At 50.8% G+C, this 25,564-nt stretch carries 23 protein-coding genes and 5 tRNA genes; 10 read left to right on the top strand and 18 right to left on the bottom strand.

Translation table 11 applies throughout. From position 1 onward, the window contains the following. The 13 genes from Q399_RS0120190 to Q399_RS0120130 all read right to left on the bottom strand — a co-directional run bounded on the left by Q399_RS0120190 (position 1) and on the right by Q399_RS0120130 (position 13,699). Positions 1-76: transfer RNA gene (locus Q399_RS0120190), tRNA-Lys, on the bottom strand. Positions 77-333: 257 nt separating this feature from the next. Next, entirely contained in the window at positions 334-1,200 is an 867-nt protein-coding gene (gene ybgF, locus Q399_RS0120185; RefSeq protein ID WP_031571782.1) for a tol-pal system protein YbgF, read from the bottom strand. 18 nt (positions 1,201-1,218) lie between these two features. After that, positions 1,219-1,725: a peptidoglycan-associated lipoprotein Pal gene (pal, locus tag Q399_RS0120180; RefSeq protein ID WP_031571780.1), complete on the bottom strand. Its 507-nt coding sequence runs from the start codon at positions 1,723-1,725 to the stop codon at positions 1,219-1,221. A gap of 42 nt (positions 1,726-1,767) precedes the next feature. Continuing rightward, positions 1,768-3,123: a Tol-Pal system beta propeller repeat protein TolB gene (tolB, locus tag Q399_RS0120175; RefSeq protein ID WP_031571778.1), complete on the bottom strand. Its 1,356-nt coding sequence runs from the start codon at positions 3,121-3,123 to the stop codon at positions 1,768-1,770. A gap of 17 nt (positions 3,124-3,140) precedes the next feature. Further along, on the bottom strand, positions 3,141-4,088 hold the full coding sequence (gene tolA / locus Q399_RS0120170) for a cell envelope integrity protein TolA (protein WP_051686201.1): 948 nt from the start codon (positions 4,086-4,088) through the stop codon (positions 3,141-3,143). A 1-nt stretch (position 4,089) separates the two neighbouring features. Continuing rightward, entirely contained in the window at positions 4,090-4,521 is a 432-nt protein-coding gene (tolR, locus tag Q399_RS0120165) for a protein TolR (protein WP_031571774.1), read from the bottom strand. Further along, entirely contained in the window at positions 4,521-5,207 is a 687-nt protein-coding gene (gene tolQ, locus Q399_RS0120160; RefSeq protein WP_031571772.1) for a protein TolQ, read from the bottom strand. The genes tolR and tolQ overlap by 1 nt, the downstream gene beginning before the upstream one ends. 658 nt (positions 5,208-5,865) lie before the next feature. Further along, positions 5,866-6,879 carry a Holliday junction branch migration DNA helicase RuvB gene (ruvB, locus tag Q399_RS0120155; RefSeq protein ID WP_031571770.1) on the bottom strand — a complete coding sequence of 338 codons (1,014 nt, stop codon included), beginning with the start codon at positions 6,877-6,879 and terminating at the stop codon, positions 5,866-5,868. Positions 6,880-6,895: 16 nt separating this feature from the next. After that, on the bottom strand, positions 6,896-7,519 hold the full coding sequence (gene ruvA, locus Q399_RS0120150) for a Holliday junction branch migration protein RuvA (RefSeq protein ID WP_031571768.1): 624 nt from the start codon (positions 7,517-7,519) through the stop codon (positions 6,896-6,898). A 46-nt stretch (positions 7,520-7,565) separates the two neighbouring features. Beyond that, a complete protein-coding gene (ruvC, locus tag Q399_RS0120145; protein WP_031571766.1) occupies positions 7,566-8,090 on the bottom strand; it encodes a crossover junction endodeoxyribonuclease RuvC in 525 nt (174 codons plus the stop codon). Beyond that, positions 8,090-8,833, bottom strand: a complete 744-nt coding sequence (locus Q399_RS0120140) for a YebC/PmpR family DNA-binding transcriptional regulator (RefSeq protein ID WP_031571765.1) — start codon at positions 8,831-8,833, stop codon at positions 8,090-8,092. The genes ruvC and Q399_RS0120140 overlap by 1 nt, the downstream gene beginning before the upstream one ends. A 109-nt stretch (positions 8,834-8,942) precedes the next feature. Then, on the bottom strand, positions 8,943-10,724 hold the full coding sequence (gene aspS, locus Q399_RS0120135; protein ID WP_031571764.1) for an aspartate--tRNA ligase: 1,782 nt from the start codon (positions 10,722-10,724) through the stop codon (positions 8,943-8,945). Positions 10,725-10,885: 161 nt separating this feature from the next. After that, positions 10,886-13,699 carry a transporter substrate-binding domain-containing protein gene (locus tag Q399_RS0120130; RefSeq protein WP_157836360.1) on the bottom strand — a complete coding sequence of 938 codons (2,814 nt, stop codon included), beginning with the start codon at positions 13,697-13,699 and terminating at the stop codon, positions 10,886-10,888. Between Q399_RS0120130 and Q399_RS0120125 the strand changes: the two genes are divergently transcribed. The 8 genes from Q399_RS0120125 to Q399_RS0120090 all read left to right on the top strand — a co-directional run bounded on the left by Q399_RS0120125 (position 13,691) and on the right by Q399_RS0120090 (position 20,312). Next, entirely contained in the window at positions 13,691-14,608 is a 918-nt protein-coding gene (locus tag Q399_RS0120125) for a DUF72 domain-containing protein (RefSeq protein ID WP_245612945.1), read from the top strand. The two genes, Q399_RS0120130 and Q399_RS0120125, sit on opposite strands and share 9 nt — an antisense overlap. Positions 14,609-14,687: 79 nt before the next feature. Beyond that, a complete protein-coding gene (gene cmoA / locus Q399_RS0120120) occupies positions 14,688-15,458 on the top strand; it encodes a carboxy-S-adenosyl-L-methionine synthase CmoA (protein WP_031571758.1) in 771 nt (256 codons plus the stop codon). Then, positions 15,445-16,410 (top strand): tRNA 5-methoxyuridine(34)/uridine 5-oxyacetic acid(34) synthase CmoB, encoded by a 966-nt coding sequence (gene cmoB / locus Q399_RS0120115; protein WP_031571757.1) that lies wholly within the window; start codon positions 15,445-15,447, stop codon positions 16,408-16,410. The genes cmoA and cmoB overlap by 14 nt, the downstream gene beginning before the upstream one ends. A gap of 16 nt (positions 16,411-16,426) precedes the next feature. Continuing rightward, the gene (locus Q399_RS0120110; protein ID WP_031571755.1) at positions 16,427-17,329 is read left to right on the top strand and encodes a LysR family transcriptional regulator; all 903 of its coding nucleotides are present in this window, start codon (positions 16,427-16,429) and stop codon (positions 17,327-17,329) included. A 1-nt stretch (position 17,330) separates the two neighbouring features. Then, positions 17,331-17,738 carry a hypothetical protein gene (locus tag Q399_RS0120105; protein ID WP_031571753.1) on the top strand — a complete coding sequence of 136 codons (408 nt, stop codon included), beginning with the start codon at positions 17,331-17,333 and terminating at the stop codon, positions 17,736-17,738. Between the two features lie 129 nt (positions 17,739-17,867). Continuing rightward, entirely contained in the window at positions 17,868-18,920 is a 1,053-nt protein-coding gene (gene purM, locus Q399_RS0120100) for a phosphoribosylformylglycinamidine cyclo-ligase (RefSeq protein WP_031571751.1), read from the top strand. Between the two features lie 2 nt (positions 18,921-18,922). After that, positions 18,923-19,567: a phosphoribosylglycinamide formyltransferase gene (purN, locus tag Q399_RS0120095; RefSeq protein ID WP_031571748.1), complete on the top strand. Its 645-nt coding sequence runs from the start codon at positions 18,923-18,925 to the stop codon at positions 19,565-19,567. Continuing rightward, a complete protein-coding gene (locus Q399_RS0120090) occupies positions 19,554-20,312 on the top strand; it encodes a DUF3108 domain-containing protein (RefSeq protein ID WP_245612944.1) in 759 nt (252 codons plus the stop codon). Before purN ends, Q399_RS0120090 begins: the two co-directional genes overlap by 14 nt. A 21-nt stretch (positions 20,313-20,333) precedes the next feature. On the opposite strand, the gene Q399_RS0120085 is transcribed toward Q399_RS0120090, so the two are convergent. Further along, entirely contained in the window at positions 20,334-21,107 is a 774-nt protein-coding gene (locus Q399_RS0120085; protein ID WP_031571744.1) for a class II glutamine amidotransferase, read from the bottom strand. A gap of 225 nt (positions 21,108-21,332) precedes the next feature. Here Q399_RS0120085 and fadE point away from each other — a divergent pair, with 225 nt between their 5' ends. Next, entirely contained in the window at positions 21,333-23,795 is a 2,463-nt protein-coding gene (gene fadE / locus Q399_RS0120080; RefSeq protein WP_031571741.1) for an acyl-CoA dehydrogenase FadE, read from the top strand. A 221-nt stretch (positions 23,796-24,016) separates the two neighbouring features. Here fadE and Q399_RS0120075 read toward each other — a convergent pair. The 4 genes from Q399_RS0120075 to Q399_RS0120060 all read right to left on the bottom strand — a co-directional run bounded on the left by Q399_RS0120075 (position 24,017) and on the right by Q399_RS0120060 (position 24,421). After that, positions 24,017-24,093, bottom strand: a tRNA-Pro gene (locus Q399_RS0120075). A gap of 34 nt (positions 24,094-24,127) precedes the next feature. After that, a tRNA-His gene (locus Q399_RS0120070) sits at positions 24,128-24,203 on the bottom strand. 29 nt (positions 24,204-24,232) lie between these two features. Beyond that, positions 24,233-24,309, bottom strand: a tRNA-Arg gene (locus Q399_RS0120065). A 35-nt stretch (positions 24,310-24,344) separates the two neighbouring features. Continuing rightward, positions 24,345-24,421 (bottom strand) — tRNA-Pro (locus Q399_RS0120060). A 243-nt stretch (positions 24,422-24,664) separates the two neighbouring features. On the opposite strand from Q399_RS0120060, the gene folD reads away from it, so the two are divergent. Continuing rightward, complete coding sequence (folD, locus tag Q399_RS0120055) at positions 24,665-25,522, top strand: bifunctional methylenetetrahydrofolate dehydrogenase/methenyltetrahydrofolate cyclohydrolase FolD (protein WP_031571740.1); 858 nt, start codon at positions 24,665-24,667, stop codon at positions 25,520-25,522. Positions 25,523-25,564 lie beyond the last annotated feature (42 nt).

The following is a 25,564-nucleotide window of genomic DNA, read 5'->3' as shown; positions in this document are numbered from 1 at the left end:
TGGTGGGTCATGATGGATTCGAACCATCGACCAACGGATTAAAAGTCCGCTGCTCTACCAGCTGAGCTAATGACCCCTCTCGCGGACGCATATCTTACTTATTTACACGCGCAGTGCAACCAAAATCTGGCAAAAACATCGTTTTAGCCTGCTGACTGCTTAAAAGAACGGCACTATGGCGAATTAGTAACTGATTCTGTCGCAAAGCGACTTTATTGAATGTTTTGAATTAATAGCAGTACTTTGTAAAGCACAACACTACAGAATCGGACCAGATTGCTCGAAATAGGCTTTCAGGAAACGCAAATAAGAAAAAACCGCGTAAACGCGGTTTTAACGGGATTCCAGTTTAGCTTTAGCAGTTGCCGCAGCTTTGGATTTAGGGAAGCTTTTTATCAGCTGGTTATAGTATTTTTTCGCTGCAGCAGCATCATTCTGCTTATCTGCGACTAACCCTAGCTTTAATAAGGCATCCGGAACTTTACTTGAGTTCGGGAACTGTTTTACCACACGCTCATAATGCGTTTTGGCTTTGGCGAATTCGTTTTTCTGGTAATACAACTGCCCCAGCCAATAATGTGAGGTCGAGGTGTATTCAGAATTTGGATAGTTCTTAATGAAATCTTCAAATGCCGGAATAGCGGCCGCGTAATTTCGGTCTTTCACGACATAATTGATAGCCTGCTCATAAGCTTGCGCTTCGTTGAGCTGACCGGTCGCAGCAATCTGTGGGGTAGATGCTGCAGATTCCGCTGCAGCAGCCTCATCGGCTGCTACAACGGCTGCAGGATTGCCCGCTGGCACTACGGCTTCTTGCTGAGCCGGTCCTGTCGCCTGGGAAGACACAGAACCTGCTACAGCGCCACCGAGCCGGCGGTCAATTTCCTGATAGATATCCCGCTGTTGCTGTAATATCTGTTCTAATTTGTAGGAGTGCTCTTCCGTCGTGCCACGTAACTCGCTGACTTCTGTTAACAGAGTCTCGAGCTGTTGCTGCATTGCCAGCTGCGCGGCGGCCCGAGCGTCCACTACCCGCTCCAGTGCGGCAAGCCGCTCTGAAACAGACCCACTGCGAGCAGTTGTCTGAGTGGAAATACCCTGGCTACTGCTGCGACTCAGATCTGCTACCGGAGCAGGATCTGCGGCCACAGCAACCGCGAACAACGATAATACAGTTACAAGCGACTTCTTAACGGTCATGCAAACTCACAACTTAAATTAGTAAACCAGAACAGCGCGACGGTTTTTAGCGAAAGCTTCTTCAGTGTTGCCAGCGTCAACTGGTTTTTCTTCACCGTAGCTTACTACTGACATCTGACCAGCAGCAACACCCAGGTTTTCCAGGTATTTCTGAACTGACTGACCACGACGCTCGCCCAGGGCGATGTTGTACTCTGGAGTACCACGAGCATCAGTGTGACCTTCGATAGTTACAGAGATAGTAGTGCGAGCGCGCAGGAATGCAGCGTGCGCGTCCAGAACTGAAGCGAATTCAGAACGGATGTCAGACTTGTCGAAGTCGAAGTAAATAGTGTTTTGCTGACGCAGAGCTTCTAACTGTTGACGCAGTTGCTCAGCATCGCTCAGACCTTGGTCTGCTACTACTGGCTGGTTTGCGTTTGCGTTTGCATCGCCAGCGTCAGTTTCATTGTTAGAGCTACATGCAGCTAAAGTCAGCACTGGCACAGCAACTAACAAACCTTTTAAAACTTTATTTAAGTTCATGATGTTGTCCTTAGTATTACGATTTAACCAAATTTTTGTATTTTATAAAAACGGCGACCAGGCCGGTGATTTAACCCGGCCGTTGGTAGCTGGCAGCCTTGCTTTAAAGCGACCATCCATGGACACCAGTGCCAGTACTTGGGTATTACTACCATGCAAAGTACTATAGATAATCATTGAGCCGTTTGGCGCAATGCTTGGTGACTCGTCCAGGTAAGTCCGTGTCAGCACTTGCATAAACTTTGTAGTTCTATCCATGCGGGCGATATTATACTGACCGTTTGTCCGGTTTACCATAACTATTGCTTGACCATTTGGCGTATATTTGCCTGCCAGGTTCATTTCACCCTCAAAAGTCACGCGTGTAACCTGGTTTGAAGCCAGTTCTACAGAATAAAGTTGCGGCCGTCCACCACGTTCTGAAGAAAACAAAATACTTTTACCATCAGGAGCCCAGGTTGGTTCAACATCAATTGCACGATGTGCTGCAACTTTAGTCAGGGCTTTTGTCGCGATATCCATCACGTAAATCTCTGAATTGCCATCTTTTGACAAAGTCATCGCCATCTTCCGGCCATCCGGCGACCAAACCGGCGAGCCATTAATGCCTTTGAAAGATGTCAGGATACTGCGGCGGGCAGTATAAACGTCCTGAATATAGATCTGAGATTGTTTACGCTCAAAGGTCACATAAGCCAGCTTTGTACCATCAGGAGACCAGCTCGGCGACATTAACGGCTCTTTAGCTCTTAATAAAACCTGCTCGTTTTCACCATCGTAGTCGGCAACAACTAACTGATAACGATATTCCTGACGGTCACGCACTAACACGTAAGCGATTTTTGTTGAGAAAGCACCACGCTCGCCGGTTAATTTTTCATAAATCACGTCACTCATGCGGTGCGCATACTGGCGGAATTGTTTTCCGGTGATAGTAATTTCACTGGCATGTAAAATATGATTTGTACCGCCAACAATGCGTCCGGCAGCATTCATCATTGGTTGACCGACACCGCCCTTGGCCTTGACAACGTCCACCAGTTCATAGCTGACAGTATACCGGTCCATCCCGACTTCTTTAATTGTCCCCATCACGACAGCCTCAACACCGGTCCGATCCCAAACCGAAGCGTTAAACTGACTGCTGTTTTGCGGTTGTTGCGGCATCCGCATTGCATTGATTGGATTGAATTTACCGCTGCGCATCAGGTCCGCAGAAACAATCTGGCTGATATCCTGATTCGGTTTAGTCGCACCGACAAAAGCAAAAGGTACAATTGCCACAGGGCGGGCGCTGTCTACACCTTCAGTAATAATAATTTCCAATGAAGCCTGAGCACAGCTGGCGATTAGTGCCGCAGCGGCAATCACGGACTTCGTTATCCATCTGAAATTCATATAGTCTCGTCTCTGTGTTATTTCTTAAACGGTAATTTCAATTCACGGAATTGCTGATTTAACTCAGGGTCTTCCGGCATCGGGAAACGACCAACCCGGTTAATTGCATTGACCGCGGCATTACAAACACCCTGATCACCACCAACCACGTTCAGGCTGGTTACAAAACCATTACTGGCCAGTTTCAGCTCGATTACGCACTCTTTGCCGTTCATCGTATCGTCAGTGAACCAGCTCTGACGAACACGTTCAACAATCATCGCAACATATCGTTGTTTTTCAGTCAGCAGTTGTCCCTGTCTGGCGGCACGACGTGCCTCGTCAGCTTCTTCTGCCAACTCGTCCTCCAGCATCATTTCTTCTGCTGCTTTGTCTAATTCCTGCTTACGTTTTTTCTCTTCTGCCTTCTTCTTCTTCAACGCTTCAGCTTTTTTCTTGGCTTCAGCCTCTTTTTTCTTTTTCAGCTCTTCTTCTTTCTTTTTCTTGGCCAGCTCTTCTTTCTTTTTCTTTTCTGCTTCGGCTTTTTTACGCTCTTCTTCTTTTTTCTGTTTATCCAGTTTCTCTTTTTCTTTTTTCTTCTTTAATGCCAGATCTGCTTCTTCTTTTTTCTTTTTGGCCTCTTCTTGCTTTTTCTTGACCTGAATTTCTTTTTGTTCCTGTATTTTCCGCTCTTCCTCAAGCTTTTTTCGTTCTTCCTGCGGATCCTCTTCAGGCTCCTCTGGCTTAGGTTCAGGCTTTGGTGGTTCAGGCTTAGGTTCAGGTTTTTTGCGGGTTGGCTTATCAGCCTCTTTCAGGTTCGGATTTTCAACCACGCTGGCCTGCAAAGGCGCATTGGAAGCCGAATATAACGGCACGATGATCACTTCGTTGTTATCAAAAAAACTAAAATTAACAAAGAGCGCTAACAGCAATGCCAGGTGAAGAGACGCTGATATCTGCAGCGCCTTTTTAAACGCCGGATCCATCTTACTTAGACTCCACGTCTTCAGTCATCAGTCCGACCGCGGGGGCGCCAGCTTCCTTTAACATATTCAGCAAGTGGATCACAGAGTTGTAATCAACCCGGCCGTCCGCTTTGATAATAACCTGAGTACCCGGCTCTATCGTCAGAGTACTCATCACCTCAGCCTGCAGCGCTTCGGCATTAAATGGCCCTTTTTGCAGGCTGTCTTTTTCGAAATAATACAAACCAGCTTCATCTACTGTGGCGATGATAGGAGTTTTATTGTCTTTCATCTGCTCAATAGGTTCGGCTTTAGATTTAGGCAGTTCAACCTTAACACCTTGGGTGATAATGGGCGTCGTTACCATAAAAATAACCATCAGTACCAACATCACATCGATGTATGGGACTACGTTTATTTCCGCCACCATCCGGCGTTTCTTCCGAACATACATTAGTGATTGTCTCCGCTGCTGACGGCCTGACGGTGCAGGATGTTTGAAAACTCTTCGACGAAGTTGGCGTAAGAATTTTCCAGCTGCTCAACGCTATGAGAAAACTTGTTATAAGCGATAACTGCAGGAATTGCGGCAAACAGACCGATAGCGGTGGCGATTAGAGCTTCTGCTATCGGCGGAGCAACCATCGCCAGGGTGGCTTGCTGTACAGCGCCTAACGCCATAAATGCATTCATGATGCCCCAGACTGTACCAAACAGACCAATGTATGGGCTGATAGAACCAACTGTCGCTAGAAACGGCAAGTGCGTTTCTAACCGTTCAACTTCACGGGATAAGCCGACGCGCATCGCGCGTTGAGTTCCTTCCATCACGGCCGCCGGCGAACGTGCTGAGGTTTTGTGCAGACGGGCAAATTCTTTAAAGCCAGCTTTGAACAGAGCTTCCATGCCTGATACGTTGGCACGGGCGCTAACTTCGTTGTACAGCTTGGATAAATCAATGCCAGACCAGAAACGGTCTTCAAATTTGCGACTGTCATCAAGCGCCTGGCTCAGGGCTTTGTTACGCTGGATGATCATGGCCCAAGACACGATAGAAGCAGACATCAGGATCAACATGACGATTTTCACCACGATACTTGCTTCGAGAATTAGACTTAGGACTGAAAGCTGACCTGCCACCGGAATACACCTCTGAACATCTGAAAAAAGGCCACAAATTTGGGCGCTATGATATTGGACACCCGGATTTAACTCAACAGCACCTGCTCGGCATTTGTAAAAAAAATTCAGAACTTTACCGCAATTGCTGGTTTATCCAGCACTGTGTACGGTCAGCTTTGCCAAAAGTTCCTGAATTCGCGATGAACAGATATAGAGAAACGATGAAACGCTGTTTTCCTAAGCCTAATGCTGCAGTATTTTTTTTAATGCAGTCATTGGTAAGACCAATTTCAATAGCTTCTACAGACACCGTCAAATAAGAACCTCAGAGGTTACAACTTAATATTCATGAATAATGCATGAATATTCGCATTAGTATTAGTAATGATTAAGGGCAATTTTTCTCGTTTGAAGTAAATATTCTAAATCCCTAGAATGCGCAGCGTGTTCTGCACTAGCGCAACGATTCATACCGAGGGTTTTGAATTGTAGTGAAGATCACAGAGCGATTGGGTGTTTGGAAACAAAGACCGGGTTGCTCAACATGTTCCCTGGATTTTTTGAAGTCTTACTTCAACTTGTTGCATTGCCCGCTCCCTGAGCGGGTTTTTTTTGCCTTAATAACCACAAAACTGAGCATGCCCGCATCAGACCGGGAGAATACAGACTGTCGTGGTTAGTTTGATGATAACGGTAAATCAAAACCAAAGTGACGATAGGCGTGTTGTGACGCGATCCGGCCACGCGGCGTGCGCTGAATAAAACCTTGTTGAATCAAATAAGGTTCTATCACATCTTCGATGGTCTCTTTTTCTTCACCAATGGCCGCAGCTAAATTGTCCAGCCCCACCGGACCGCCCATAAACTTTTCAATGATGGCCAGGATTAACTTGCGATCCATGTAATCAAAGCCCTGCGCATCGACGTCTACCATCAGCAAAGCCTGATTGGCTATATCAACATCGACTTTACCCTGAGATTTTACCTGTGCGAAGTCGCGTACCCGACGCAACAAACGGTTTGCAATCCGCGGTGTGCCACGAGAACGGCGGGCAATCTCAGTGGCTGCGGCCAGATCCAGAGGCAGGTTTAAGAAATCAGCCGAGCGCTGCACAATTGTGGCCAATTCTTCGGTTTTATAGAATTCGAGGCGCTGGACTATACCGAAACGGTCACGTAACGGTGAAGTCAGTGCACCAGCCCGTGTGGTGGCGCCGACTAGCGTAAATGGCGGTAAATCCAATTTAATAGAGCGCGCAGCCGGCCCTTCGCCAATCATAATGTCCAGCTGATAATCTTCCATCGCCGGATACAGGATCTCTTCGACGACCGGGCTCAAACGGTGAATTTCATCGATAAACAGGACATCGTTTGGTTCAAGATTGGTCAGCAGCGCCGCTAAATCGCCGGCTTTTTCCAGCACAGGACCCGAGGTTTGTTTGATATTGACACCCATTTCATTGGCGACAATCATCGCCAGCGTGGTTTTACCTAAACCAGGCGGACCGAAAATCAACAAATGATCCAATGGCTCTCCCCTGCCTCGTGCAGCTTCGATAAAAATCGCCATCTGCGCACGTACATGGTCCTGCCCGGTGTAGTCAGCCAGCGATTTCGGCCGGATAGCCCGGTCAATCACTTCCTCTTCAATACGGGCTGTCGGGGCCACTAAGCGATCAGCTTCAATCATGTTACCGGCCTTATCGTTAAATCATAGATTTTAATGCGGCTTTTATCAGCTGCTCGCTGCTTAGATCCGCTTTAAATATTTTCTTCACGGCAGTAGCGGCCTGTGAGTGGCTATAACCGAGGCTCAGCAGAGCTCCGACTGCATCCTGCTCCGGGCTGTCCTGTAAGGCAAACTGCTGCACTTCGTCGTCACCGAGCACTAAATGGTCAGTCACCGGTGTATCAATATTTAGTCCCCAGTCCTTTAACCTGTCACGCATTTCAACCAGCAGACGTTCAGCGGTCTTTTTGCCAACGCCGGGAAGCTTCACTAACGTACTGATATCGTTGGCCTGGACACAACGGACAAACTGACTGGCCGTCAGACCTGACAAAATGGTCAGCGCCATTTTCGGCCCTATCCCGTTGGCCTTTATCAACTGACGAAACAAACTGCGTTCAGCCACCGAGCTGAAACCGTATAACAGCTGCGCGTCTTCACGCACGACAAAATGGGTATAAATAATCGCTTCCTGCCCGGTGGCCGGCAAACTATAAAAACTGGTCAGCGGCAATTGCACTTCATAACCAACACCGCCGACTTCCAGCAGAATTTCCGGCGCTTGTTTTTCCAGCACCACACCGCGTAAACGCCCAATCATGAATACCTGCCTGAAGAACTGAAACTGCGGAACAAACTAACACGCCCTAACGGCGCAAACGCCCACGCACTGTTTTGCTGGCCTGGCCGGCCAAATGCAATAAACTTTGCTGAGTATGCCCATGGCACAGTGCAACAGCAAGCGCATCGGCAGCATCGGCCTGCGGGTTTGCCGGCAATTTCAGCAACGATTTCACCATATGCTGGACCTGCTCTTTTGCTGCAGCACCAGTGCCAACCACCGACTGCTTAACTTGACGTGCTGAGTATTCGTAAACGTCTAACCCGGCAAACTTCGCTGCAACTATCGCAGCACCACGCGCCTGCCCGAGCTTTAAAGCAGAATCCGGATTACGCGCCATAAAGACTTGTTCAATGGCAAAGACGGTTGGCTGGGTTTGCTGAATAATTTGGCTGACGCCGTCAAAAATCTGTTTCAGCCGGTCCGGCATCTCCGTCAACGTCATGCGGATACAGCCACTGGCGATATATTCAAATTTACTGCCATGCTGTCGGATCACACCGTAACCGGTGAGCCTGCTGCCAGGGTCAATGCCGAGAATAATCTGCACTATTCCACCAGCGCCAGCACGTCGTCAGCGATCTCGGCATTGTGATAAACGTTCTGCACGTCATCGAAATCTTCCAGCATATCAATCAGCTTAAAGAATTTGACCACAGTGTCTGCACCGATCTCGGCTTTGGTAGACGGCACCAGGCTGATTTCTGCATGTTCAGCAGTCAGGCAGCTCCGCTCCAAAGCTTCTTTCACATCAACAAAGGCCTCCGGCGTGGTCAGCACTTCGGCTGAGCCGTCTTCGTGCATCACCACATCGTCAGCACCGGCATCCAATGCTAATTCCATCAGCTGATCTTCATTAACACCCGGCGCAAAACTCAACATGCCCTGACGACTGAACAGGTAAGACACTGAACCGTTGGTGCCCAGATTGCCGCCATATTTGGTAAAGGCGCTGCGAACGTCCTGGACTGTGCGTTTGTGATTATCGGTCAGGGTTTCGACAATAATCGCTACACCGTTTGGACCATAACCTTCATACACCAGCTCTTCGAAGTTTTCGCCGTCACTGTCACCGGCACCGCGTTTCACCGCCCGGTCAATCACATCGCGCGACAGGTTATTCACTAAAGCTTTGGCAATAGCAGTGCGTAAACGTGGATTGCCATCCGGATCAGGACTTTGTTTGGCCGCAACTGTCAGTTCGCGAATCAGTTTGGTGAAGATTTTGACTTTTTTGGCATCCTGACGCGCCTTGCGGTGCTTCATATTGGCCCATTTACTATGTCCGGCCATCATGTACTCCATGGTTTAAACAGCAGCAGCGCTGCGGTATGCAACTTCAACAACAGAAAAAACGGCGACTGATGTCGCCGCTGTTACTGACTTTGGGTCTTGTTGACCATTATTTCTGTTCTTTTATCACGACCTGCACGCTGAGCTCAGCAAGCTGCTGTGGATTAGCAAACCCTGGAGCATCAGTCAGCGGGCAAGCAGCCGTGGCAGTTTTCGGGAACGCCATCACATCACGGATGGATGTAGCGCCAGTCATCAACATCACCAGACGGTCCAGACCAAACGCCAAACCTGCATGCGGAGGCGCACCGTAACGCAGCGCTTCTAACAGGAAGCCGAATTTCTCGGCGGCTTCTTCATCGCTAATCCCCAGCAACTGGAACACTTTGGCCTGTACATCCGCAGTATGGATACGCACGGAGCCACCGCCTAATTCGGTGCCGTTTAACACCATATCGTAGGCGTTGGACAACAAATTGCCTAAATCTAACTCGGCCATCGGCGTATTCAGGAACGCATCTGTATCCAGTGGTGAGGTAAACGGGTGATGCACAGCAGAAAAACTACCATCATCGTTTTCTTCAAACATAGGGAAGTCGATCACCCACAGCGGACGCCAGCCCTGAACAGTCAAACCAAGCTCTTCGCCTAGTTTCAGCCGCAGCGCGCCCATGGCTTCACACACCACTTTATAGCGGTCAGCGCCAAAGAAAATCAGGTCGCCATTCTCGGCTCCGGTGCGGCGCAGAATTTCCGCGATGATTTCCGGTGTCAGGAACTTCGCCACCGGCGACTGGATACCCTCGGAGCCAGCATTGATGTCATTAACCTTCAGCCAGGCCAGGCCTTTGGCACCATAGATGCCGACAAAAGCGGTATAACCGTCGATGTCTTTGCGTGAGACCTTCTCAGCTGCCCCTGGCACTTTTAATGCCACCACGCGGCCTTTCGGGTCGTTGGCTGGTGCAGAGAACACTTTAAATTCAACATCTTTGACTAAATCAGCGATGTCGACAAACGACATCGGGTTACGCAGATCCGGCTTGTCTGAGCCATACAAGCGCATCGCTTCGTTATACGTCATTTGAGGGAATTCGCCGAGATCGACCTGCAGCATTTCGTTAAACAGCTGACGCGCCATTTTTTCGGTCACAGCACGCACTTCAACTGCCGTCATAAAGCTGGTTTCGATATCAATTTGGGTGAATTCCGGCTGACGGTCGGCACGTAAATCTTCGTCGCGGAAACATTTGACGATCTGATAATAACGGTCCATCCCCGCCATCATCAGCAGTTGTTTAAACAGCTGTGGAGATTGCGGCAGCGCGAAGAACTGGCCTTTATGCGTACGGCTTGGCACCAGATAATCACGGGCACCTTCCGGCGTTGCTTTCGTCAGGATTGGGGTTTCGATATCCATGAAACCGTGGCTGTCCATGAAGTTACGCACAAAGCTGGTAACCTTGGCGCGGAATTTCAGCCGATCGCTCATCAGCGGACGACGTAAATCGAGGTAACGATACTTCAGACGCTGTTCTTCTGAGTTGTTTTGATTAAAATCCAATGGCAGCGCCGGTGATTTGTTCAGAATGGTCAGGCTGGAGGCATACACTTCCACAGCGCCTGTTGCCATCTCAGCATTCACTTGTGAATCTGGACGGGCGCGCACTGAACCCTCGATTTTTACGCAAAATTCAGCGCGTAATTCAGCGGCCTGAGCAAAAAGATCGGTTAAATCGGGATCAAAGAATACCTGCACTAAGCCTTCGCGGTCGCGTAAATCAACAAAAATCAACCCGCCTAAATCGCGGCGACGATTGACCCAACCACACAATGAAACCTGTTGACCTACGTGTTGTGCACTCAAGGCACCGCAATAATGGCTACGCATGAACTTATCCTTTAAACCGGCCGAGCTGAAATGACAGCGGAAAAATGAGCGCCAATTATATAGAAATGACTGCTAATGTCACGGCCCCAAGCAGCGAACATCGCAGAATTGAGTGACTGCGCTCGTCGCGCTGATTGTTGCTGTGGCCAGAACCGCTGATTTTAGGCGTCACGGCTAAAGCGGTACTGACCTTTACCCTGTTGTTTCGCCTCATACATCAGACCGTCGGCAGCCTTGAGCAGACTTTGTGGATCCGTACCATCATCCGGGTACATGCCAATACCAATGCTTGCGCCGACTTTGGCCTGACACACCGACAATTGCACCGGTTGCGCCAGATGCATCAGGATTTTTTCAGCGACCAGCGCCGCGTCATCGCGGTCAAGCAGTCCAGTTAACAACACGACAAATTCATCACCACCAAACCGCGCCACAGTGTCACTTTTACGCACGCAGTGTTTCAGCATAGCCGCAACACGGGTCAGTAACTCATCGCCGACATGGTGACCATGGTTATCATTAACCGCTTTAAAACCGTCTAAATCGATAAACAACAGCGCCAGCTTCTCCTGATGCCGGGCATGCTGTAACACGGCCTGCTCCAGGCGTTCCTGTAACAGTGCGCGGTTCGCCAGCTGGGTCAGGTCGTCATGCGTGGCCATAAAGCGCATTTTCTGTTCCATTTCACGCCGAAGCCCAACCTCGCGGCGCAATGACATATTCCAGAAAAACACCACGGCAAACAGCAATAAACCCGCGCCAACAATCTGCAGCACCAGAGTATAAATCCGGTCCTGCGCCAGGCCTGGGTCCACATCGAGCAGGAACCAGCGATTGCGGATCTCCGCCCGGTCCGCTTCCGATAAAGTACGTAAGCCCTGATCAATGGCCTGCAATAGCAAGGGGTAGTCTTTACGCACAGCAAACAATGAAGGGGTCACTGGCATGTCTGGCGGCAAGTGCATGCGCAGATTACTGTATTCTGGCTTTCGCAAAGTGCCGCCGGCGACCATCAGCGTGTCAATAGCAAAATTGACGCGCCCCTGCTGCAACATCTCCAGACTTTCGTCGTAATGTGAGGTCGGCACTAATTTGATATCCGGGAACTGCTGTTCGAGTAATAGATTGATATCGTAGTCTTTTTCGACGGCCACTGTACTGCCGCTCAATTCACGCATCGAGCTGATTGCTGCCGTCTGCCCAAGACTTAACACCGCCCACTGCGAGGGCCAGAAGTTCAGACTGAAATCTGCTTGTTGCTTGCGCTCTTCGGTGTCAGCCATATTTGCAATCATGTCGAGCTTTTTCGCCAGAAAATCGTCCACCAGCTGCTTCCAGTCTGTGTAGGGTACCGCTGTAAGCTCTACACCCAAGCGCTGATTAAGCTTGGTCAGGATATCCTGGGTCACGCCTTTAAACTGACCATCAGCATCGACAAACTCCATCGGCGGCCAATTGGCCATCACACCGACCCGGATAACGTGATGCTCCTTCAGCCATTGCTGAGTTTCATCGCTGAGCGGCACTTGCTGGCGAAAACTGTTGAAGTAGCCAGTCTCAGGCCGCGTCAACCAGCGTTTCTCAATCGCTTCCAGCTGATCCTGTGTGATAGCCTGAAAACCTTGTTTCAGCTGCTCAGCGAGCTTTCCGGCGTCTTCCGCAACCAACACTTGCAATTCAGTCTGGTAACGCGGTTGATCTAACTTTTGATACGCATTGGCATTGGTTTGCAATACCCTATGCTGCATCACTAAATCAGAGATAAAAAAGCCGGCAATCTCATTGCGTTCAAAAGCGCGCAGCATTTCTTCCAGCTTTTCAAAACTGCGGATTTGCAGCGCGGGGAAATCCTGGCGCAATTTATCCAGATAAGAGGCTGCCGCAAAGACACCAACCGGCAGGCTAACCTGCTGCAAAGTGCTCAACTGCCTGCCACTGCTGTAGTAAAAAGACGACATCAGGCGATAAACAGGCCAAACCGGACGGACGTCGGCCGGTGCCTGCGGTCCCACGGGATAGCCCATATGCGCATCGACCCGGCCCTGGCGTAACGTTTTTAATCCTTGTGTGGTGGTCTCGGGCACCATCGCTATCGGGATACCAGTTTGTTCAGACCACAACTGCCACAAATCAACTAACAGCCCTTGCGGCAAGCCGTTTGGTGTGACATTCATCAGCGGAGGATTACCTTCGGCCATCGCGACCAGCACGGTATTTTCGTCGCTGATACCACTGAGCCAGCGCCGTTCAAGCTTTTCGGTGAAACCGCCTGGCATTGCAGCGAAGGCCTGACGCAGGTGCGCGGCTAACTCAGGCCGGCCAGACTGTACCGCATAAGTTAATTCCATTTTCTGTAGCGGCAATTTACGAAAAAGCGGGAATTGCTCCTGCAATTCTTTATAACGTGCGTAACGTGGACTTAACCTGTCCTGCGCGGTAAAGGCTTTAATCTCCCCCTGTAACGCCGCATCATAAAGGCTGTCCTGCAATGCAAATTCACGGATAGTTGCGCCCGGCACAGCCTGTGCCAGTGCGGTGCCATTTGCCGACTGTCGCAGGGAGCCGACGATATAGGGTTTGAGCTGTGCCAGTTGATTGACGTTATTTAAGTCACGGTGCACAAAGACATTGCTGTAGACATCCACCAGCGTAGGCCCGAGCAGATACTGCTTTTCACGTTCTTCACTGCGATTAAGCCCGGCCACCACATCGATTTTGCCTTGCTCCAACGCCCTGGCTAATTCAGTCCGGTCCAGAATTTGCAGATCCAGCGTTAAGCCAGCGCTTTTCGCCAGCTGTGTCCACAAATCAACCACCAGCCCAACCGGCCGTTGCTGATTATCCAGATATACATAAGGGTAGATGTCGGCATTCGTGCCAACGATGAGACGACCAGACTGTAGAGCCCGATCTTCGGTTGCAGCGTGCAGCCAGCCGCTGACCAAAACACAAAACAGCAATATGATATGCTTCAACAAAATGTACTCTCATCAGGTGCTGTCAGTCAGACCAGACTTATTATGATGTATTATCTTGGCTGCCCGATGTGGGCACATGAACACTGGCGGGGCAGTCTGTTTGATGACCACTGCAGCCCTTCTGACTTTTTAGCCCAATACAGCAGATATTTCAATGCAGTAGAAGGCAATACCACTTTCTATGCTGATCCATCACCTGCCACTATTTTGCGCTGGCAAAGTCAGGCGACGACTCATTTTCGTTTCACGCTGAAAATCCCGAAGCTGATCAGTCATCAGTTGCGTGGCGAGGCCAGGGCCGATGCGTTGAGCCAATGGCAGAGTTTGATGGCGCCGTTACAGTCACAGATTGGGTTGTGCCATTTACAGTTAAGCGGCCAGTATTTGGTGACTACCGATGCAGATTTTGCGGGGTTATTACAGCAACTACGCCAGTTTAGCCCTGTTGCTGTGGAAGTCCGTCATCCTGCCCTATTCAATAAAGGACCGGCAGAACAGCAACTCCATCAGCTGTTAAGACAATCCGGTTGTGAACGGGTTATTCTGGATAGCCGCGCTTTATTTGCGCAGCCACCGGTAAGTGTAGCTTTACAGGACGCGCAACAGAAAAAGCCGAGATTACCGGTGCATGTCTGTGCATTAGGGCCAAATCCAATGTTCCGGTTTATCGGCGTCTCAGACCTCGCCGCCAACCGGCCGTTTTATCAACCCTGGCTACATAAAATGGCGCAGTGGCTGAGCGAAGGCCGCACACCCTATGCGTTTTTCCACACCGAAGATAACCAAAGCGCGCCTTTGTTAGCCCGACAATTTGCCAGCGAGCTGGCAACGCTGACTGGTGTTTCGCATCCGGTGCTTAAGCCCTGGCCAGCAGATTTAGCCCCTTCGCAAAACACGCTGTTTTGAAAGCCTGCCCAAGTCAGGTAGTTTTTGCTACTATGCCGGCTGTTTCAGCCAGTCTTAATCCCGCTTTGTGATGCAGCCCATGACGCAAAAAGATGCAATTTATGCCGAGCCTTTGGCTCAGGTACAGGACTTCTGCTTCGACGCCGATGTGGTCGAAGTTTTCCCCGATATGATCCAGCGCTCAGTACCCGGTTATCAGACCATTATTCAGACTATTGGCAAACTGACACAGCGTTATCAGCAGCAAAACAGCAATTACTACGATTTGGGTTGTTCGCTCGGCGCGGCCAGTCTGGCGATGCGGCGTCAGCTCAGCGACAGCAGCAGCCGGATCATTGCCGTCGACAACAGTCCGGCGATGGTCGAACGCTGCCGGCTGCATTTGCAGGCGTTCCGCAGCGAAGTGCCGCTGGAGGTACAACTCGGTGATATTCGCGAACTAGCCATTGACAATGCGGCGATGGTGGTCAGCAATTTTACCCTGCAGTTTTTGCCCAAAGCCGACCGCGACGCCTTAGTGACACGCATTTACCAGGGGCTCAAACCTGGTGGTATTTTTATTCTGTCAGAAAAAGTCATTTTCGAAGACGCACTGACTCACGAATTACTGATTGATTTACACCACGATTTTAAGCGGGCCAACGGTTATTCCGAACTGGAGATCAGCCAAAAACGCACAGCGCTGGAGAACGTCATGAAACCCGACACCATTGCCCAGCATCAACAAAGATTCAATGCGGCTGGCTTTGCCAGTGCGACCGTGTGGTTCCAGTGTTTTAATTTCTGTTCGATGGTGGCGGTCAAACAAGGAGCCACCGGGCAACAAGGAGCCGCAGATGCAGTGGTTTAATGATTTTTATGCCTTGATAGCCAAAACCAAACTGGCGCCCTGGCTTAATGTGCTGCCGGCACAACTCAGCCATTGGTATAAAGACGCTTTGCACGGCGATTTTAAGCAATGGCAAAAAGTGCTGGACCACTTGCCCAAGACGCAAACTACGCAGGTCAATCTGCAAAGCGCCGTGGCTATTGGCGCAGCGGATGAATTATCCGACGGTGCCCGTCAGCGTCTGGAAGTGTTGCTTAAACAACTGATGCCCTGGCGCAAAGGCCCGTTTGACATTCACGGCCTGCACATCGATACCGAGTGGCGCAGCGACTGGAAATGGGACCGGGTGCTGCCGCATCTGGCACCGCTGCAGCATCGCACTGTGCTCGATGTCGGCTGTGGCAGCGGTTATCATTTATGGCGAATGCGCGGTGCCGGCGCTGAACTTGTAGTAGGCATCGACCCCAGTCAGTTGTTTTTCTGCCAGTTTCAGGCAATTAAACATTTTCATCCGGACCCGGCTGTGCATTTACTGCCAATCGGCATCGACGACATGCCGGAGCTGAAAAGCTTTGATACGGTATTTTCAATGGGCGTGCTGTACCACCGCCGTTCGCCGCTGGATTTTTTACAGCAGCTGAAAAACCAGCTCCGGCCGGGCGGCCAATTGGTGCTGGAAACGCTGGTGGTGCCAGGTGATGCCCAGACCGTGCTGGTGCCGACTGACCGCTACGCCAAAATGCGCAATGTCTGGTTTATTCCAAGCACCGCTGCGCTGGAACTCTGGCTGCAGCGCATCGGTTTTACCGATGTCCGTGTTGTCGACCTGAATCAGACCAGTCTGGATGAACAGCGCGCTACTGAATGGATGCAAAATGAAAGTCTGGTTGATTTTCTTGACCCGACTGATCATAGTAAGACCATTGAAGGTTACCCGGCACCGCTGCGGGCGGTGATTGTGGCAACTGCCTGATCCTAAGAGGAAATTTATGCGCTACCGCCCTAAATCGACGCTGGAACAATGGCGGATCCTGCAGGCAGTGGTGGACGCAGGCGGTTACGCGCAGGCGGCGGAATTACTGAATAAAAGCCAGTCCAGTCTGAACCACGCCGTAGCAAAGTTGCAAAATCAACTTGGCGTTGAATTGCTGCAAGTGATCGGTCGCAAGGCGTTTTTAACGCCAGCCGGTGAAGTGATGCTGCGCCGCTCCCGCCTGCTGACCCAGCAAATTGAAGATCTGGAATTGTTGGCCGCCAATATCGATATGGGTTGGGAGCCGGAGCTGCGCCTGGCCGTCGAAATTATCTATCCACGCGACAAACTGTATCAGGCCTTGTCGCAGTTTTACCCGCAAAGCCGCGGCAGCCGAATTCAGATTATCGATACCGTCATCACCGGTAGTGCAGAGATGATCCTCGAAGCCAAGGCAGATTTAGTCATCGCAGCGACCCCCATCATCCCCCGTGGTTATCTGAGTGAGCCGCTTTGCATTACCCAGATGGTGCTGGTCTGTGCACCAGACCATCCACTGACTGCCATAGCAGCGCTTGATGCCGACGAACTGAGTCAGCATCTGCAAATTGTGATCCGCGATACCGGGCAAAAACCAGCCGAAAATGCCGGCTGGCTCAAGGCCGAACAGCGCTGGACTGTCGGCAACTTTTATGAAGCCATGATCATTCTACAACGTGGCCTGGGGTTTTGCTGGTTACCGGAATTTATTGTGCAGCAGGCTCTGCAGGATGGCAGCCTGGTAAGACTGCAACTGCGACAAAGCACTGAACGACAAATTCCGCTGTCGCTGGTGATCCCGAAAGAAGACAAATTAGGCCCGGGTGGCCGGCAACTGCGCCAGATCATCCTCGCCGCTCATGGCAAATCAGGAACTTAACATGCTAAACACTGAACTGACTGAACTGATGCAACAAAGTGCAAAGGACGCTGTAGCTTTTGCCAAAGATGAACATCAGGTCGAACTGGATTTAACTCTGGAGTCGCTGCCACTGGTCGACGTACTACTCAGCAACATTGCTCATCAACAACAAAAACAACGTTTGTCCGACGCCCACATGTTCGCCTTATGTAACATCTTCGGCGCTTATTTAGGCCAGGTGTTTATCAGCGTGGTTGGGGGGGAATGGGTGCATCAAACTGCGGACGAATCAGCACCTTATGTCAGCCTGAATTATAACAATAAAGAGTTTCCGCTGGCTTCGCTGGTTTATCACAAAGTGACCAAAAACCCGGATTTAAGCGTCAACGACTATGTCCGGCAGGCGATCAGCAACGCCATGCAATAAGGGCCAGGCGCCCGACTGCTCAGTCCTGTGTAAGAGCGCGCTGATTAAACCTTTTGTCTTGCCGGCAAACAAGGTAAAATGCGCGCGTTTTTTTATCCCCTTTTTAACTCAAAGCCATCGAGGATAACCGTGAGCGAGCAAAAAACTTCATTAAGTTACAAAGACGCAGGGGTCGATATTGATGCCGGTGAAGCACTGGTTGATCGTATCAAAGGTGCGGTGAAACGCACTACCCGCAAAGAAGTGATTGGTGGTCTCGGTGGTTTTGGCGCTATGTGTCAAATTCCGGCCGGTTATAAAGAACCGGTGTTAGTCTCAGGCACCGACGGTGTCGGCACTAAACTGCGTCTGGCAATGGATTTAGGCCGTCATGACAGTGTCGGTATCGACCTGGTCGCTATGTGTGTCAACGACATCGTGGTGCAAGGCGCAGAGCCGCTGTTTTTCCTCGATTATTACGCCACCGGTAAGCTGAATGTCGATACGGCCGCCACTGTCGTTGAAGGCATTGCCCGTGGTTGTGAACTCTCTGGTTGTGCGCTGGTTGGTGGTGAAACCGCTGAAATGCCGGGCATGTACCACGGTGATGACTATGACATCGCCGGTTTCTGTGTTGGTGTGGTGGAAAAAGCCGACATTATCGACGGCAGTCTGGTGAAACCAGGCGATCAGCTGATCGCACTCGCCTCTTCTGGCCCACACTCGAACGGTTTTTCGCTGGTACGCAAAATTCTCGAAGTCAGCGGCCAGTCACCAGATACTTTATTGGGCGAGAAAACTCTGGCCGATCATTTGTTGGCGCCAACCCGCATCTACGTGAAAAACCTGCTGAATTTAATCAAACAACTGCCAGTGCATGCGCTGTGTCACATCACCGGCGGTGGTTTCTGGGAAAATATCCCACGCGTATTACCTGAGCACACCAAAGCCGTGGTGAACGAGCAAAGCTATCAGTGGCCGGCGATTTTTGACTGGTTACAACAGCAAGGCAACGTGACCCGCTACGAAATGTACCGCACCTTTAACTGTGGTGTGGGTATGATTGTTGTTGTCAGTCAGGACAACCTCAGCAAAGCTCTGGAACTGCTGCAACAAGCTGGCGAAAAAGCCTGGCACATCGGCGAGATCCAGGCTGCCGTCAGTGGTGATGCGCAAGTGATTATCCCTGGTGTGAACGCATAACGATGAAATCCATCGTTGTGCTCATTTCAGGCAGCGGTTCAAATCTGCAAGCCATTCTGGATGCCTGCAAGGCCGGCTTTATTGCCGGTCGTGTCAGCGCTGTGATCAGCAATAAAGCCGGTGTATTTGGTTTAAACCGGGCCGCTGACGCCGGCGTACCGGCACTGGTACTCGATCATAAACAATATGCTGACCGCGCCCGCTATGACTTAGCACTGTGCCAGCTGATTGACCAGCATCAACCGGATTTGGTGGTCCTGGCCGGTTTTATGCGTATTCTTACGCCTGAGTTTGTCGCGCATTACAGTGGCCGCCTGCTGAATATCCATCCATCGCTGCTCCCTAAATATCAGGGGCTGAATACGCATCAGCGCGCGATTGATGCCGGCGATGCGGTGCATGGCTGCAGCGTGCATTTTGTCACAGCTGAACTGGACGGTGGCCCTGTTGTTTTGCAGGCCAAAGTGCCGGTATTCCCGGAAGATGACGCGGCAGCAGTTGCCGCCCGCGTGCATGAACAGGAACACCGCATTTATCCGCTAGTCGTGCGTTGGTTTTGCCAGGACCGTTTACAACAACAAGCTGATAAGGCATTGTTAGACGGCCACATTCTTTCACCACACGGATATGCCGATGATGATGAATAAACAATGGCGCCTTCTGGCGTCATTTTTTTGCCTGAGCCTGCTCATTCCAGCTCAGGCGCAACAAACAACAGTAACCGCCCCTGCGGCAGCAGTCAGTCAAGCTCCTGCTGGACTCAAGCCATTCAGCGCCAAATATCAGGTGCTCCGCTCTGGTAAAGTCCACGGCGAGGCAGAACGCTACTTAAAACCCTGGGGCCAGGGCTTTGAACTCGGCTATAAAAGTAAAATCAGCTGGCTGATTTTTAAAGATGAACGCCATGAGCGCTCGCGGTTTGTGTTGAAAGACGGCCATCTGCAGCCATTTTATTATCAGTTAAAACGCTGGGGTACAGGCCCGGGCCGGCACTACGAGCTGAATCTGGACTGGACTAAACAAGAGCTGCTGACTGGCAAAGAAAAAGCCGCAAAACCACTTGAATGGGATAAACAATGGCTGGATCAGCTGAGTTATCACAGTCAGCTTGTACTGGAACTGGCTGCCGGTAAAACTGAGTTCAGCTTTGATGTACTGACCCGGCATGGCGATCCACGTAGCTATCAATACAAAGTGACTGGTGAAGAATTATTGTCCCTGCCCGCCGGCCAGCTAAAAACCATCCGGGTTGAGCGCGTCGGAAAAGATCTGGATAAACAAGTCGTGGCCTGGGTGGCGCCTGAACTGGATTATTTGCTGGTGAAACTGTGGCAGGCCGAGGACAAAGTCGAGCAATTCGACGTCCAGCTGCAGAGCTATCAGTTTAATTAAGTTAGAAATGCGGTGCGTTGGTTAAAACCGACGCACCATCTCTCCCGCTTTCCACAACATTGCTTCCCCCACCGCCATCGGCTGCCAGGCTTCGTTGCAAGTTAGCGGCATTGTCGCGACAATAGTCACCACATCACGCTCGGTGGTTTCGCGGGCAAAATCGATATCGACATCGACATCAGATAAGCGCGCCAAACCAAAAGGCGCACGGCGGGTGATGTGATGTAATTTAGTGCTGCAATAACAAAACAGATAATCCCCATCCGACAGCAATAAATTAAACACGCCCTGGCGGCGCAGACCATCACATAGCTTTTTCACATAAGCAAACAGCTGCGGCCGGCTTTTCGGCCCCTGCGGATATTTTTCGGCGAGCGCTGATAACAGATAACAAAAAGCCCGCTCACTGTCGGTGGTGCCGACCGGCTGAAACTGGCGACATGGCAGTTTTTTGTAGTCGCTGAGCTGACCATTGTGCGCATAAGTCCAGTAACGTCCCCATAATTCGCGGGTAAAAGGATGCGTATTTTCCAGCGCAACCCTGCCCCGGTTGGCCTGACGCACATGTGCTACTACCACATTACTTTTGATCGGATAGTCCGTAATAAGCTCTGCCACGCGGGAATGATGACTAGCCGCAGCATCTTTGAATGTCGACACGCCCTTGCCCTGATAAAAGGCAATGCCCCAGCCGTCTTTGTGTGGCCCGGTATTCCCCCCACGCTCACGCAGGCCTTTAAAACTAAAACAAATATCGGTCGGCACATTGGCCGACATACCTAATAATTCACACATAACACAATCTCAAATCCAGATGCGGTCAGCCTACCAGCGCGCTGCGGATCTGGCCAGTACCAAAGGGTTCTTAGGCAGAAGCAAAGTACTATCCACAAAACTGTACAGTTGTTCAGCTACACTTGGCGAGATCGGTATCCGCTGATTCAGGAACTGCTTGCATCTTAACGGTAAGGCTTATACCCTATCGCAGTTAGTGGTCAGACCTCTTATCAGGAGAACAAGATGGAATTACTCGTTTTTATTGCTTTATTACTGGTGCTGGTCGGCATCCTCGCCTATCACAGAGCCAGTCTGACGCTGTTTACCGCCGCCATTGGCGGTTTGTTAGTGCTTGGCAGCTTCTTTGGCACTGTTGGTCTGGTTGGCTGGATCCTGTTTGCCGCCGTCGCATTGCCGCTTAACATCGCCAGTATTCGTCAGCAGCACATCACTAAACCGCTGCTGAAACTGTATCGCAAAATTATGCCGGAAATGTCCAGCACGGAAAAAGAAGCCATTGATGCCGGTACTACCTGGTGGGAAGGCGATCTGTTCCGTGGTAATCCGGATTGGCACAAATTACATAATTTCCCGAAACCCCGCTTAAGTGCAGAAGAGCAAGCTTTTCTAGATGGCCCGGTTGAAACTGTGCTGAAAATGGTCGACGACTGGCATGTCACGCACGAGCGCACCGACTTATCGCCAGAAGTCTATAACTACTTAAAAGATCAGGGCTTCTTTGCCATGATCATCAAAAAACAATACGGCGGCCTTGAGTTCTCTGCCTACGCGCAATCTTGTGTATTACAGAAACTCACCAGTAAAAGCATGGTGCTGTCGAGTACAGTCGGTGTGCCAAACTCGTTAGGCCCCGGCGAACTGCTGCAACACTATGGCACCAAAGAGCAGCAGGACTATTACCTGCCGCGTCTTGCCAAAGGTTTAGAAGTTCCCTGTTTCGCGCTGACTTCACCGGAAGCAGGTTCTGACGCCGGTGCTATTCCGGATTTTGGCGTGGTGTGTAAAGGCGAATGGGAAGGCAAAGAAATCATCGGTATGCGCCTGACCTGGAACAAACGCTATATCACGCTGGCGCCTATCGCGACCGTCTTAGGTCTGGCGTTTAAACTGCAAGACCCGGACAATTTGCTGGGTGACAAAGAAGATTTAGGTATCACTTGTGCGCTGATCCCGGTCACGACGCCAGGTGTGAAAATTGGCCGTCGCCACTTCCCGCTGAACGTGCCGTTCCAGAATGGCCCGACGCAAGGTCAGGATGTATTTGTCCCACTCGACTACATCATCGGTGGCCCATCAATGGCAGGTCAGGGCTGGCGCATGCTGGTTGAATGTCTGTCGGTTGGCCGCGCTATTACCCTGCCGTCCAACAGTACCGGCGGCATCAAGTCTGTTGCTTTAGCCACCGGCGCTTATGCCCGCATTCGTCGTCAGTTCAAATTACCTATTGGTAAAATGGAAGGCGTGGAAGAAATCATGGCCCGTATTGGCGGTTACGCCTATATGGCTGATGCCTCCACCACGATGTCAGTTGGCTCTATCGACCTTGGCGAAAAACCATCAGTCATTTCAGCTATTACCAAATACCATATGACTGAGCGGATGCGCCAGGCCATCATCGATGCGATGGATGTACATGGCGGTAAAGGCATTTGTATGGGGCCAAACAACTACTTAGCCCGTGGTTATCAGGGCGCTCCTGTGGCGATTACAGTTGAAGGTGCCAACATCCTGACGCGTAACATGATCATCTATGGTCAGGGCGCTATCCGTTGTCATCCTTATGTACTAGCTGAACTACAGGCCGCACAGCTTGATGATGAACGCGCGGCAGTGACAGCCTTTGACCGGGCGCTGTTTGGCCACATCGGTTTTAGTATCAGTAACTTCTTCCGTACTTTCTGGTTGTCACTGACTAACAGTTCTTTCAGCCACGCACCAGTACAGGATGAAACCGCGAAGTACTACAAGCAGATGAACCGCTTCAGTTCGGCTTTAGCGCTGATGTCGGATATCGCCATGGCGACACTGGGCGGTGATTTAAAACGTCGCGAGCGTATCTCGGCGCGCCTTGGTGACATCTTAAGTATGTTGTACATCACTTCCGCTATCCTGAAGCGTTACAACGACGAAGGCCGTCAGGCGCAGGACTTAGCACTGGTGCAATGGGGCTGTGAAGATAACCTGTTCCGTGCGCAGCTAGCGCTGGATGAGTTATTTGATAACTTCCCGAACCGGATTGTTGGTGCAGTGTTTAAACGTGTGGTATTCCCGTTTGGCCGCTCGTTACGCCGTCCAAGCGACCAGGTTGAGCATCAGGTTGCACGGATCATGCAAACGCCTTGCGAGGCCCGTTCACGCTTAGGTACCCATTTGTATCTGACCGACGAGCCAAACAACCTGCTCGGCCAGCTGGAAAAGGCTTTGGCGGATATTCTGGCTGCAGAGCCACTGTTTGACAAAGTCATGCACGCTGCCAACAAAAAGCTGCCGTTCTATCGCTTAAATGAAGTGGCGGATTTAGGCTTAAGCCTTGGTGTCCTGAGTCAGACAGAAGCCGAGAAACTGCGTGTGGCTGAAGTGGGCCGGTTAAAAACCATCAATGTCGATGACTTTGACCCTATTGATCTGATGGCGGACAAGTCACTGTTGGAATCAGACGCTAAAGTGGCTGAACAAGCCGCATAAGCCTCAGCAACTCTGTACTATCAAGCCGGCTACTCAGCCGGCTTTTTATTGCCCGCAATATCCGTATGCCGTCAAATACCAGTTACAGCGCGGCTTTGATGCCGAAGCTCTATGGCGACAAACAACGTTTAGGATGAGTGACAGGCATAACCGGATAAACGACGGAGGAAAATGCAGAACTGCAGAAAAGCAAAAACCCGCTATTGCGGGCTCTGAGAAGATGGTCGGTGATGCAAGATTCGAACTTGCGACCCCTTGGACCCAAACCAAGTGCGCTACCAAGCTGCGCTAATCACCGACATTTTACTTCTTTACCAACTAACACGCTGAATTGGGGTGGCTGATGGGGCTCGAACCCACGACAACCGGAATCACAATCCGGGGCTCTACCAACTGAGCTACAGCCACCGCTGACTTCAACGTTCTCTTTAAGTAAATGGCGCGCCCGATAGGACTCGAACCTATGACCCACGGCTTAGAAGGCCGTTGCTCTATCCAGCTGAGCTACGGACGCAGAACTCGCGGCCACAGAAGCGCTCTACTTAAAGATGGTCGGTGATGCAAGATTCGAACTTGCGACCCCTTGGACCCAAACCAAGTGCGCTACCAAGCTGCGCTAATCACCGACTTCGTTACACTACTGCAACGGGGCGCAATATTACAACCCACCTCAGGCAGCGTCAAACGATTTTTTGCCGTTTCGAATCGTTTGCTTATTATTTGAACCTTCTGCGAATTTTCCGGATAAATCGCCGGCGATCCGCTGGAATTATCAACAAAATGAAACGCTTCTGGCATTTGGCTTGGCGCTGCCCTTCGCCTGTGAGAAAATACGCCACAGTATATTTTTCAGATCACAGGCAGAACAAATGGCAGCTCAAATTATCGATGGTAAAGCAATTGCCCAGGCGACCCGCAATCAGGTCGCGTTACGCGTGCAGCAACGGCTCGCAGCCGGCAAACGGGCGCCAGGCCTTGCCGTTGTATTAGTCGGTGCCGATCCGGCCTCTCAGGTCTATGTCGGTAGTAAACGCAAAGCCTGTGAAGAAGTTGGTTTTGTGCAGTTTTCCCATGATTTACCGGCAGACACCACCCAACAGCAATTATTCGATTTAATTGACCAGTTAAATGCCGACCCGAGTGTTGACGGTATTTTGGTGCAGCTGCCATTACCGGCCGGCTTAGACGCATCCACCATTCTGGAACGCATCAACCCGCTCAAAGACGTCGACGGTTTTCACCCTTACAATATTGGCCGTTTAGCGCAGCGCATGCCTGCGCTGCGGCCATGTACACCGAAGGGCATCATTAAGCTGCTGCAATCGACCGGTGTGCAAATCCGCGGCATGGACGCAGTGGTCGTTGGCGCTTCGAACATTGTCGGCCGCCCGATGGCGCTGGAGCTGTTATTAGCCGGTTGCACCACGACGGTCTGCCACAAGTTCACAAAAAATCTCGAGCAACAGGTACGCCGCGCCGATTTGCTGGTCGTTGCAGTCGGCAAGCCTGAATTTATCCCGGGAGATTGGGTAAAACCGGGCGCGCTGGTGATTGACGTTGGTATTAACCGGTTGGATTCAGGCAAATTAGTCGGCGACGTAGAGTTTGATAAAGCAGTGCAACATGCCCGGTTTATCACACCGGTGCCTGGCGGCGTTGGCCCTATGACGGTTGCTTGCCTGATTGAAAATACGCTGGAAGCCTGTGAGCAGTTCCACGATATGTAAAGCAAGTTTCCGGACATAAAAAACGCGGCTTTTGCCGCGTTT

The sequence above is a fragment of the Rheinheimera texasensis DSM 17496 genome (genome assembly GCF_000711985.1).
Lineage (GTDB): Bacteria > Pseudomonadota > Gammaproteobacteria > Enterobacterales > Alteromonadaceae > Pararheinheimera > Pararheinheimera texasensis.
Note: the sequence above shows the minus strand (reverse complement) of the source record. Positions and strands in the feature narration are given on the sequence as shown.